The sequence below is a fragment of the Mesorhizobium sp. M7A.F.Ca.AU.001.01.1.1 genome (assembly GCF_004022735.1).
Taxonomy (GTDB): Bacteria; Pseudomonadota; Alphaproteobacteria; order Rhizobiales; family Rhizobiaceae; genus Mesorhizobium; species Mesorhizobium ciceri.
The window spans coordinates 1-11591 of record NZ_RZPF01000118.1; the positions used below are offsets into that span (position 1 = coordinate 1).

Here is an 11591-nt window from a genome sequence, read left to right on the forward strand (position 1 = left end):
CGAAATTGGCAAGCAGCTTTTCGCCGGCCTGACCCTGCGCCGCCAGCATGATGTTTTCGATCAGCGTCAGGTTGGGCAGCGGGCGCGGGATCTGAAACGTGCGGCCAAGGCCACGGCCGATACGCAGATGTGCGGCTTCGCCCGAGACGCTCGTGCCGTTGAGAAGGATTTCGCCGCTGGTCGGCAATATGCTGCCGGCAAGCAGGTCGAACATCGTCGTCTTGCCGGCGCCGTTGGGGCCGATGAGGCCGAGGATTTCGCCCGCTTTGACGTTAAACGAGACGTCGTTGACCGCGACAAGGCCGCCGAACCGCCTGACGACATTCCTTGCCGTCAGAACCGGCGCGCGGATTTCCCCTTGCCGTTTGGTTGCCTCGCTCATCAAACCCTCTGGCCGAAGACGATCGCTGCCGCCTCCTGATTATGATTTGTGATCACACTTGCGTTGATCACGCTATTCGGCTTTAATTTCCTCCGCAAGCCGAAAACCGGCCACGAACGGAATTCCATGCAAAAGGCTGCCATCGAAAAGAACAACGAGGTGATCGCGGCCCAGCTTGCGCCGGTCGGCCGCGAGACCGTGCAGGACCGCGTGTATTCCGAGCTGCGCCGCGCCCTGATTGGCGGCCTGTTCGAACCGAGCCAGGTGCTGACCATCCGTGGCCTGGCTGACGCCTTGGTCACCTCGACCATGCCGGTGCGCGAGGCGCTCGGCCGGCTGATCACGGAAAAGGCGCTGGAGGCGCTGCCCAACCGTTCGGTGCGCGTGCCGCCGATCACGCTGGAACGCCTCGACGATCTCCTGCGGGCTCGCATCCTGATCGAGGGCGAGGCGATCGCGCTGGCCGCCGCCCGCATGGGTCCGCGCCAGATCGCCACCATCGAAACCATCCTCGCCGAATGGGACGAGATGCGGGCTTTGAAACACAAGAAGGACGTCGACCGCGAAGTGACGCTCAACCAGAGCTTTCATTTCGAGATCTACCGCTCCTGCGGTTCGGCCGTGCTGATCCCGATGATCGAGAGCCTGTGGCTGCAATCGGGTCCCTGCATTCGTGTCGCCATCTACGCCTTCTCGGAAGCCGGCGAGGTCGACACCGCCCAATATCACCGCCGCATCGTCACGGCGCTGTCCACGCAGGATGCGCAGGCGGCGCGCGAGTCGCTGGTCGCCGACATCAGCCGACCCTTCACCTTCCTGCGCAGCAAGCTGCAGGCCGCCGCCGTGAAAGACCAGACATGACCGCCATCAGGATCACCGAGCCGCGCTCGCAGCTTTCCGTAACGGCATTGCTGCTGCCCGAGAAGGCGCCGGAAAACGCTGCCTTCCTCTTGGCCTACCTCGGCACGCCACGCGTTGTTCCGGGCATCCATGCGATGTGGACGGGGCCTGAGATTTCCTGTCCGGTTCCATCAGCCGACCTCGAGGGCCAGGCCTATGCAAAACCGTTGCCGGCCGAGAACGCGACGCTGAACCCGCAGCCGGGCGACATCGTACTGTCCTACGTGCCGCCACGCATGTGGGGCGGCAATCCCAATGCGATCTTCGACATTGGCCTCTACTACGGGCAGGGCGCGCGGCTCTTGTTCCCGATAGGCTGGCTGGCCGGCAGTGTGGTGGCGCAGGTGCGCGTCGAAGAGCGTGACCGGTTCGCCGCCGCGTGCGGTGTCATCCGCCGCAACGGCGCCTGCGATGTCACCTTCAGCCTGATGGAGGCCTGACATGGCCGACGACGGTTTCGAGCTGTTCGACCTTCGCGTCGAGGCGATCATCCCCAAGGACAAACCTATCTATTGCGGCGCCAAGGAAGGCGACTATTTCGAGCTCAAGGGCGAGATGCTGTCGATGCCGGCAGGGCAGGGTTTTTCGATCTATTCGATCGCCGCCGTGTTGCCGCTGCTGGCAGCCAAGCAGCGCCCAACCCACCCGAACGACTGGATGACCTCGGACGCCGAGATCGCTTGTCCCGATCCCAATTGCGGCAGCCGGCTGCGGATCGTCAGGGCCGCCAAGCGGCGGTTCAGCCACGCCGAGACGACGGCGGTGCCGCTGCCGAAAGAGGATGACCTTAGATGACCGCCAAGACCTTCGAACTCGGCCCCGGCTACACCATCTCGCGCGTCATTCGCGGCGGCTGGCAGCTGGCTGGCGGCCACGGCGCCATTGATCGCAGCCAGGCGGTGGCCGATCTGATCGCCACTTTCGATGCCGGCATCTGGACCTATGATTGCGCCGACATCTACACCGGCGTCGAGGAGCTGATCGGTGCCGCGCGCCTGCAGCTGGCCAGCGAGCGCGGCCTCGACGTCGCGGCCCGGATGAAGGTGCACACCAAGCTGGTGCCCGACCTCGAACGGCTGGCCAGTATCAGCCGCGACTACATCAGGCGCATCGTCGACCAGTCATTGCGGCGGCTGAAGACCGAGCGGCTCGATCTCGTGCAGTTCCATTGGTGGGACTATGAACAGCCGCGCTATGTCGATGCCATGGGCTGGCTCAACGAGCTTCGGTTGGAGGGCAAGGTGCGCAATCTCGGCACCACCAATTTCGACACGCCAAGGCTCGCCGAGATACTCGCTGCCGGCATCCCACTGGTCAGCCAGCAACTGCAATATTCCGTGCTCGACCAGCGCCCGGGCAACAGCCTGGCCGCGCTCGCAAAACAGAACGGCGTCAGCTTCCTCTGCTATGGCTCAGTTGCCGGCGGCTTCCTCAGCAACAAATGGCTCGGTGCGGCCGAGCCCGCCACGCCGCTCGAAAACCGCTCGCTGGTCAAGTACAAGCTGATCATCGATGATTTTGGCGGCTGGGAGCTGTTCCAGCACCTGCTGCAGGCGCTGAAGGCCGTTGGCGACCGCCACGGCGTTGACGTCGCCACCATCGCCAGCGCCTGGGTGCTGGAGCAGCCGCAAGTGGCGGCGGTCATCGTCGGCGCCCGCAACCAGGCCCACGCCATCGCCAATGCGAAAATCATGGACGTTGCGCTCGACGCCGAGGACCGGGAGCGGATTGCGGCCGTCATCGCGCAAGGCACCGGCCTCGAAGGTGACGTCTACACGCTGGAGCGCGACCGCCGCGGCCGCCACGGTTCGATCATGCATTACAACCTCAATGCGGGGAAGAAATGAGCGGCGAACCCTCCCTGTTTTCACGCGCCAGCGCCGAAATCATCGACCTGCACCGCTTCTTCGTCGACTGGTTCGTCGCCGCGCGAGCCAACACGGTGGACTTCGGCCGCTTCGAACGCGCCATGGGCAAGGACCTCAGCATGGTGGCGCCGGACGGGCAGATCCTCGATCGCGAAGCGGTCGTCGACCATGTCCGCGCAAGCCGTGCTTCCTGCGACGATGGTTTCGCCATTTCGATCGAGGACATCCGGCCCGGCTGGCAGGACGCGGATATTATCGTCGTCCTCTATGTCGAAGCGCAGCTGCGCGCAGGCAAGCACAGCCGCCGTCAATCGAGCGCCGTCTTCACCACCAGTTCATCGGCGCCCAACGGCGTCGAATGGCGACATCTGCATGAAACCTGGCTGCAGGTGCCGGAACGCTGAACAAGCTCCAGAGTTCAAATACAGTCGAGTAACGAAAGGGGAACAACAATGACAAAGACGATACTCCAACTCACCACAGCGCTGGCCCTCGTCACGATGGCGGGTGCTGCTCAGGCCGCCGACTGCAAGATCACCGTCGGCCTCGTCATGGAGCTGACCGGCCCGGCCGGTGAATACGGCCAGGCCGGCGCCAAGTCGGTCGAGATGGCCTTCCGCGACATCAACGGAGCCGGCGGAGTGCGCGGCTGCGATCTCGTCACCGACACGCGCGACAGCCAGAGCCAGGGCAACATCGCGGTCGACGCCGCCACTCAGCTTGTGCAGGTCAAGAAAGTGCCTGTGATCATCGGCGGCATCATTTCTTCGGTGTCGATCCCAATCCTGACATCGGTCACGGCACCGGCCAAGATCGTCCAGGTCTCCCCGGCATCGTCCTCGCCGACGCTCACCGCGCTCGGCCGCGACGGCAAGACCAACGGCATCTTCTTCCGCACCATCACCTCCGATGCGCTACAGGGTGTCGCCGCCGCCAAATATGCCATCGACAAGGGTTTCAAGAAGCTGTCGATCATCCACGTCAACAACGATTTCGGCGTCAACATGGTGGCCGAATTCTCGCGTGCCTACAAAGCGCTCGGCGGCACCATCGTCTCCGACACGCCTTACAATGAAAAGCAGTCGAGCTATGCCTCCGAAGTCACCGCGGCAATGGCCGGTGAACCGGACGGTCTCTACCTCGTCAGCACACCGGTCGACGGCGCCACGGTCGCCCGCACCTGGATCTCGCAGGGCGGCGTGCAGAAATTCCTGCTCAATGACGGCATGAACAGCCCGGACTTCATCGAATCCGTCGGCGCCGATTATCTGAAGGAAGCTTACGGCACGTCGTCCGGCACCAGCCCGACGGCCTCGACGGAGTATTTCACCAAGAACTATAAGGAATTCTCCGGCATCGAACCGACCAATCCGGCAGCCGACCGTTCCTATGACGCCGGCGCGATTGTTGGCCTCGCCATCGCCATTGCCGGCTCTGAGGACCCGGCCAAGATCAAGGACGCGATGTACAAGGCGGTCGATCCGGCCGGCACGCCGATCTTTGCTGGCAAGGAAGAGTTCGCCAAGGCGCTCGGCCTGATCAAGGACGGCAAGCCGATCCGCTACGAAGGCGTCATCGGCCCGGTCGCCTTCGATAAATATGGCGACATCACAGGCCCGTTCCGGCTGTGGAAGATCGTCGACGGCAAGGTAGCGACGGACGGTGAAATGACCACCGACGATGTCAACGCCTTGCAGGCCAAGCTTCAGTAAGCATCATTCCGTTTGGTCCGGCATCGATTATGTCAGCATCGATGCCGGGCCAAGAATATGGTTGCCTCATTGCGGCGCTCTTGCCCGGCACTCACGTCCGTTCCGTCGCAACTTGCCTGGGGATGAGAAAGCGGGCGGCGAGCACGCAGAGCAGCACGGTGAACATCAGGATCAGCGCCACCAGCGCATTGATATCGGGTGAGAAGCCAAGCCGCATCATCGCCCACAGCCTGACCGGCAGCGTGCTTTGCGTGCCAGTGACCAGGATGGTGATCATGGTCTCGTCGAATGACAGGGCGAAGGCCAGGATGGCGCCGCCGACCATGGCGCTCGACAGGTTCGGCAGGATGATGCGCCAGAAGGTCTGCCAGCCCGTGGCACCGAGATCGTAGGACGCTTCAACCAGCGTGCGGCTCATCGACTGCAGCCGCATCAGTACCGTGCGGTAGACTATCGCCAACACGAAAACCGTATGGCCGATAACGACCGTCAGCAGCGAGCGTTCGAGGCCGATCTCGCGGAAGAAGATCAGCAGCGCCAGGCCGCTGATGATCGGCGGCATCAGGAACGGCAGGAAGATGATGAACTGCAGCAGCGAGCGTCCGGAACGGCGCCCATGATAATAGAGCGCCAGCAGCGTTCCGCTGACCACCGACAGGATGACGGTGCAGACGCCGACGATCAGCGTCGTGCGCAGAGCGACCAATATGTCGTGGTTTTCAGCCAGCGCCACATAGGTCGACAGGGTCGGCGACGACCAGTCGACGGAGCCATGCGAAATGGTGAAGAACGACGACACGATCGGCACGAACAGTGGGCTGTAGAGCAGCACCGCAACCAGTGTCGTGATCACGGCCAGAAAGATCGTGGACAGTCGGGGCAGGGCGCTCATACCGAAGTCCCCGGGTTGCGGCCAAAGCGTTCGCCGACGAGGATTGCGGCGATCACCACGACGGCCAGCGCCACCGACAGCGCCGCGCCGAACGGCCAGTTATAGGCCGTGCCGAACTGGCTGTAGAGGATGCGGCCGAAGGTGAAGCCGCTGATGCCGCCGACCATTTGCGGCGTCAGGAAATCGCCGATCGCCAGCACGAAGACGAAGCTCGCCGCCGAAGCGACGCCGGGCAGGCTGAGCGGCAAGGTGATGCGCAGGAAGGTCTGCAAGCCGCTCGCGCCGAGATCGTCGGATGCGCGCAGCAGCACCTGCGGAATCCGCTCCAGCGACAGGAAGATCGGCAGGATGGCGAAGGGGATCAGGAGCAGGGTCAGCGTCAAAAGGATGGCGTTCATGTTGAACACAAAAAGCGTCGACGGTTCCTGCAGGATACCAAGCGCCACCAGCGCCTTGTTGAGGAAGCCGTTGAGGCCCAGGATGCTGCGGATCGCATAGATCTTGATGACGTAGCTCATCAGCAGTGGCACCAGCAGCAGCATCAGCAAGGCGTAGCGCCAGCGGCCTTTCAGCGTCGTCAGGAAATAGGCGGCGGGATAGGCAAGCAGGATGCAGATGATGGCCACCGACACGCACAGCACGATGGTGTTCCAGAACACCGGCAGAAAGACCGGATCGGTGAAGAACCTGACATAGTTGCCCAGCGACAAGCCGTAGACGATCGTGCCCTGGTCGACGCTGAAGAAACTGTAGCCGAGGAAGATCGCCAGCGGCACCAGGACGAAGACCACCGGCAAGGCAAACGCCAGCACCGTCACCAGCAGTGACAGCCGTCTTTCCGCAGGCAGTGTCGATCCGGCTTCGCTCATGCCAGCACCAGATGGCCTTCATGCGGCGCAAACGAAAGCGATACAGCCTCGCCGGATTTGAGCGCGCTGCCGTCGACGCGGCTAGGCACGCGCAGCCGCAAGCGCTGCGCGGCATTGTCGGCGCCGGCCATGATGGTGGCGACGGTCGACGAGCCGGCAAAGGCCAGATCGGAGATCGTGCCGGAAAAACGGTTGTCGGTGTCCTTTGCATCCGCAAGGTGCAAGGCTTCTGGACGGAACGCGGCGTAAGCGCTGGCGCCTTCCGCTGCGGCTTTCAAATGCGGCTGGTCGCTGATCGAACAGATGAGGCGCCCGAGCGCCGTCTCGATCGATCGCAGCTCGCCCTGGACCGGTCCGAGTTTCCCGGCCACCAGATTGTTCTCGCCGAAGAAACGCGCGACGAATTCGCAATTCGGTCTGTAGTAAAGGTCGTGCGGCGTGCCGAGCTGGCGGATATGGCCGGCCTCCATGACGCAGATCCGGTCGGCCATGCCGATGGCTTCTTCCTGGTCATGGGTGACGAACAGGAAGGTGGTCCTGATTTCGCGCTGGATGGACTTTAGGAACACCTGCATCTGCCGGCGCAGTTCGAGGTCGAGTGCGGCGAGCGGCTCATCGAGCAGGATCAGGCGCGGCTGGCAGATCAGCGCACGGGCGAGTGCGACGCGCTGGCGCTGACCGCCGGAGAGCTGCGCCGGAAAGCGGTCGGCGAAACGCCCGAGCTGGACCAGTTCCAGCGCCTCCGCGACTCGGCGCGCGATTTCCTTGCGCTGGACATGGCGAACCGAAAGCCCGTAACCGACATTGCCGGAAACGGTCAGGTGCGGGAACAGCGCATAGTCCTGAAACACGGTGTTGAACGGCCGCCGGTTGATCGGCATGCGGCTGATGTCTTGCCCATCCAGGCGTATCTCGCCCGACGTCAGGGGTTCCAGCCCGCCGATCAGCCGCAGCACCGTGGTCTTGCCGGAGCCGGATGGTCCAAGAACGGTGAGGAACTCACCGTCCTTGATCGACAGGTCGATGTCGTGCAGCACGGGGACCGTGCCGTAGGATTTCGAGACGGACCGCAGCGTCAAGAGGTCGGTGTTCTGGTTCATGAAATACTCTCGCATACGCTTCGGCGGTCCGGAACCTCCGGACCGCCGGGTCCTTCGAAGGCAGAGGGCACAAAGATCAGGGCGTTGCCTTGACCTCGTTCCACATGTCCGAACGCTTGAGCGGGTCCTCGACATTGTTGAGCCAGACCAGCTTGTCGTTGCCGCCGGCGCTGCCGGTTTCCGTCACCGTGTTGCCGAAGCCGGTGCGCTCGGAAAGCTCGCCGCCGACCCTCTTGCTCAGCATGAAATCGATCCATTTCTCGGCTGCCGCATTATCACGGACACCCTTGGAAATGACCCAGTTGTCGAGCCAGGCAAGCGCGCCCTCGCTCGGATTGACATAGGCGACATGGGCGCCGATCTTCTGCAGCGCCTTGACCTGCTGCTGGCCGTAATTGGCCCAGATCAGGGCCACATCATTGTTTTGGTAGATCTGCTGCGCCTCGTCGGCGGTGGTGTAGAAGCTGAGCACGTTGCGCTTGAGTTCGACCAGCTTGGCCTTGACTGCAGCCATCTGCTCTTCATTGAGGTTGAACGGATCCTTGTAGCCGAGCGTCAGTGCGGTGAACGAGAAATTGTGCTCGCCATTATCATACGCCAGCACCTTGCCCTTGTAGGCCGGGTCCCACAGAACCGACATCGAGGTCGGCGCCGGCTTGATCTTGTCGGTGTCGTAGATCAGGCCGATGGAGTCGAAGCAGAACGGAATGCCGTAGACCTTGCCGTCCTTGGTCACGCCGCTGACCGCCGTCAGGTCGCGGAAGCGCGGCAGCACGTCTTTCTGGTTGGCGAGCTTGGTGACGTCGATCGGCGACACCAGGTCAGCCTTGATGTAGCGCTGCAACTGGGCGGTGTTGACAGCAAAGACGTCGAAGTCCTGGCCCTCGCTGCCCTTGATCTTGGCCCAGATCTCGTCGTCGCTGCCGATGAAGACGACATCGACGCCGATGCCGGTCGCGGCGGTGAAGTCCTTGACCCAGTCGGCATCGGCGTAGCCGTCCCAGGCCAGTACCCGAAGGTTCGCGGCGAGCGCCGCCGATGTCATCAGGCCGATGCTGAGCCCGATTGTCGCTAGTCTTAAAAACGCTTTCCTCAGTCCCATTTTTAATCTCCCATTATCGTTCTGGTGGACCGTAATTTTCGGGCCTGCGCCGTCACAGCTGGGTAACAGCGACCAGTCCCTCGTCCGGCACCGACACCATCCGGTTGCGCAGTGGCTTGCCGAACGTCTGTGCCTGGATTTCATACTCGTCGCCGGAAGCCGTCTTGACGCCGGAGGCGTAGCTCATCACCGCCGCGCCGAAGAAATAGGCGTGCAGGTCGCCCGCCCTGCGGTGCATCGGGTAGCGGAAATGGAAGTGTTCGAGATTGGCGATCGAGTGCGACATGTGCGCTTCACCCGACAGGAACTCCTGCTCCCAGATAACAGTGCCGTTGCGTAGGATGCGCGAATGGCCGCGCACTTCTTCGGGCAGGTCACCGATCAGCAGTTCCGGACCAATCGAGCAGGAGCGCAGCTTGGAATGGGCGAGATAAAGGTAGTTCTCGCCCTCCGTCACGTGGTCGGAATATTCGTTTCCGAGCGCATAGCCGATGCGATAGGGATGGCCATCGGGTCCATTGACATAAAGCCCGACGATCTCGGCTTCCTCTGCACCGGCTTTCGCGAATGCCGGCATCGGCAGCGGTGCGCCGGGCGGGACAACGCAGGTGCCGACGCCCTTGAAGAACCACTCTGGCTGAATCCCGATCTTGCCGGAGCCAGGCTTGCCGCCCTCCAGCCCCATGCGGAAGATTTTCAAGGAATCGGATTCGTCGGCACCTTCGCCATGGGTCAGAACATGCATCTGGTTGCGCGCGGCGGCACTTCCGGTGTGGGTGAGGCCGGTGCCGGTGACCAGGAAGCGCGCCGGTTCGGGATGGTCGACCGGAGCGAGCACCTGCCCATCGCGCAACAGTTGGTCGTAGTCGATTTTCGCCGTGCCGGTCCGCTTCTCGACCAGCGCTGCGATCGACGTGCCCTGGGCAATTGCCGCTTCGGCCAGTTCCAGCACGCTGCTGGTCTTTTCGAGCGGGTGCAGATGATTGCCGTCATCGCAGACGCGGCCCACCCGTCTGCTGCCGTCGGCCATTCTGAACTGAACAAGACGCATGAACTAACCTTCTTCCTTTGAAACCGTACGGATCACACCCAGCCCGCATCGACGATGAACTGCTGGCTCGTGCACATGCGGCTGTCGTCGGCGGCGAGGAACAGCGCCATGCGCGCGATATCGGAGGGTTGCAGCCGGTCGGGCAGGCACTGCCTTTCCGCGATCTGGCGTTCGCCGGCCGGGTCCAGCCACAGGCGCATCTGGCGCTCTGTCATCACCCAGCCCGGCACCATGCAGTTGACGCGGATGCGCTCAGGGCCAAGCTCGCGGGCCAGCGCCCGCGTCATGCCGTAAATACCCGCTTTCGCGGTGACATAGGCTGGGCAATCCGGATCGCCGACCATCCAGGTGATGGAGCCGAAGTTGATGATCGAGCCGCCGCCCTGCGCGCTCATCTGCGGACGCACTGCCTGCGCCGCGAAAAACTGGTGGCGCAGATTGACCGCCATGCGGTCGTCCCAATAGGCAACCGTCACATCCTTGGTCTGGTGGCGGTCGTCATTGCCGGCATTGTTGCACAGCGCTTGGATGGGGCCATTGTGCTGCATTGCCTGCACGGTTGCCGCCTGCAACTCTTCGACGTTGCGCAGGTCGCATGGAATGAACAGCGGCGCGGCATGTCCGTCGGCCGCAATCGCGTCGACCAGACGTTGGGATGGTTCTTCGGCCATGTCAACGAAGGCGACGCGGCTGCCCTGGGCGCAGAAATGGCGCACCAGGCTTTCGCCGATGCCGCTGCCGCCGCCTGTTATGAAGACGCTGCGGCCCTTGAGGCTTGGATAGATCGCGTAGCCGATTTCATCCGTCATCGCGCGCCTCTCTAGTGCGAATGTCGAGGAATGCCGGCATCGCGCCGGCCGACGAGAAAGTCGAAATCGCAGCCCTTGTCGGCCTGCAGCACGCGCTCGACATAAAGGCTCTGGTAGCCGCCCTCCGGCGACGCCGGCGGCTTCCAGTCACGCCGGCGGATGGCGAGCTCCTCTTCCGACACCAAAAGTTCCAACCGGCGGCCGGCGACGTCGAGCTCGATGAGGTCGCCGTCGCGCACCAGCGCCAGCGCGCCGCCTGCGGCTGCTTCCGGCGCCACATGCAGAACCACGGTGCCGTAGGCGGTGCCGCTCATGCGCGCGTCCGAAATGCGCACCATGTCGGAGATGCCTAGCTTGAGCAGTTTGGCCGGCAGCGGCATGTTGCCGACCTCGGCCATTCCGGGATAACCGCGCGGCCCGCAGTTCTTCAGCACCATCACCGAGGTGGCGTCGATGTCCAACTCCGGATCGTCGATGCGGGCGTAGTAATGCTCGATGTTTTCGAACACCACCGCCTTGCCGCGATGCTGCATCAGCTCGGGCGTTGCCGCGGACGGCTTGATGACCGCGCCGTCAGGCGCCAGATTGCCGCGCAGGATCGAAATGCCGCCTTCCTTGGTCAGCGGCTGGCTCAGCGGCCGGATCACCTCGCTGTTGTAGTTCGGCGCGCCGTCGATCAATTCACCGATGGTCTTGGCGCTGACGGTCATGGCGTCGCGATGAAGAAGCCCCACTTCATCAAGCGACGCCATGACCGCAGCTAGCCCCCCGGCGTAGTAGAAATCTTCCATCAGGAACCGGCCCGACGGCATCAAATCGACAATAGTTGGAACGTCACGACCTAGGCGGTCCCAGTCTTCGAGGCTGAGATCGACACCGATCCGGTTGGCGATGGCGATCAGATGC

At 63.0% G+C, this 11591-nt stretch carries 14 protein-coding genes; 6 read left to right on the forward strand and 8 right to left on the reverse strand.

The window, feature by feature from the left end; all coding sequences use genetic code 11:
• The coding region (locus EN884_RS10005; RefSeq protein WP_128360544.1) for an ATP-binding cassette domain-containing protein at positions 1-382 on the reverse strand (382 nt) is incomplete at its 3' end.
• A 126-nt stretch (positions 383-508) separates the two neighbouring features.
• Here EN884_RS10005 and EN884_RS10010 point away from each other — a divergent pair.
• From EN884_RS10010 to EN884_RS10035, 6 genes are read left to right on the forward strand one after another with little or no spacing between them, the layout of a single operon-like run.
• Positions 509-1243 (forward strand): GntR family transcriptional regulator, encoded by a 735-nt coding sequence (locus EN884_RS10010; RefSeq protein WP_082826661.1) that lies wholly within the window; start codon positions 509-511, stop codon positions 1241-1243.
• Positions 1240-1722 (forward strand): DUF3830 family protein, encoded by a 483-nt coding sequence (locus EN884_RS10015; protein ID WP_013532979.1) that lies wholly within the window; start codon positions 1240-1242, stop codon positions 1720-1722. The genes EN884_RS10010 and EN884_RS10015 overlap by 4 nt, the downstream gene beginning before the upstream one ends.
• Before the next feature lies 1 nt (position 1723).
• The gene (locus EN884_RS10020; protein WP_013532978.1) at positions 1724-2077 is read left to right on the forward strand and encodes a TIGR04076 family protein; all 354 of its coding nucleotides are present in this window, start codon (positions 1724-1726) and stop codon (positions 2075-2077) included.
• Entirely contained in the window at positions 2074-3129 is a 1056-nt protein-coding gene (locus tag EN884_RS10025; RefSeq protein WP_063167569.1) for an aldo/keto reductase, read from the forward strand. Before EN884_RS10020 ends, EN884_RS10025 begins: the two co-directional genes overlap by 4 nt.
• A complete protein-coding gene (locus EN884_RS10030) occupies positions 3126-3554 on the forward strand; it encodes a DUF4440 domain-containing protein (RefSeq protein WP_063167570.1) in 429 nt (142 codons plus the stop codon). The genes EN884_RS10025 and EN884_RS10030 overlap by 4 nt, the downstream gene beginning before the upstream one ends.
• A 48-nt stretch (positions 3555-3602) precedes the next feature.
• Entirely contained in the window at positions 3603-4862 is a 1260-nt protein-coding gene (locus EN884_RS10035) for an ABC transporter substrate-binding protein (RefSeq protein ID WP_013532975.1), read from the forward strand.
• Positions 4863-4953: 91 nt separating this feature from the next.
• On the opposite strand, the gene EN884_RS10040 is transcribed toward EN884_RS10035, so the two are convergent.
• From EN884_RS10040 to EN884_RS10070, 7 genes are all read right to left on the reverse strand, one after another.
• Entirely contained in the window at positions 4954-5754 is an 801-nt protein-coding gene (locus tag EN884_RS10040; RefSeq protein ID WP_063167571.1) for an ABC transporter permease, read from the reverse strand.
• Positions 5751-6623, reverse strand: coding sequence for an ABC transporter permease (locus EN884_RS10045; RefSeq protein WP_063167572.1), 873 nt, complete (start codon positions 6621-6623; stop codon positions 5751-5753). The genes EN884_RS10040 and EN884_RS10045 overlap by 4 nt, the downstream gene beginning before the upstream one ends.
• Positions 6620-7723: an ABC transporter ATP-binding protein gene (locus EN884_RS10050; RefSeq protein WP_063167573.1), complete on the reverse strand. Its 1104-nt coding sequence runs from the start codon at positions 7721-7723 to the stop codon at positions 6620-6622. Before EN884_RS10050 ends, EN884_RS10045 begins: the two co-directional genes overlap by 4 nt.
• Before the next feature lie 76 nt (positions 7724-7799).
• Positions 7800-8825 carry an ABC transporter substrate-binding protein gene (locus EN884_RS10055; protein WP_063167574.1) on the reverse strand — a complete coding sequence of 342 codons (1026 nt, stop codon included), beginning with the start codon at positions 8823-8825 and terminating at the stop codon, positions 7800-7802.
• 52 nt (positions 8826-8877) lie between these two features.
• Complete coding sequence (gene araD1 / locus EN884_RS10060) at positions 8878-9876, reverse strand: AraD1 family protein (RefSeq protein ID WP_063167575.1); 999 nt, start codon at positions 9874-9876, stop codon at positions 8878-8880.
• A 32-nt stretch (positions 9877-9908) separates the two neighbouring features.
• Positions 9909-10685: an SDR family oxidoreductase gene (locus EN884_RS10065; RefSeq protein WP_063167576.1), complete on the reverse strand. Its 777-nt coding sequence runs from the start codon at positions 10683-10685 to the stop codon at positions 9909-9911.
• 11 nt (positions 10686-10696) lie between these two features.
• Positions 10697-11591: dihydroxy-acid dehydratase (locus tag EN884_RS10070; protein WP_206617578.1), on the reverse strand; the 895-nt coding region annotated here is incomplete at its 5' end.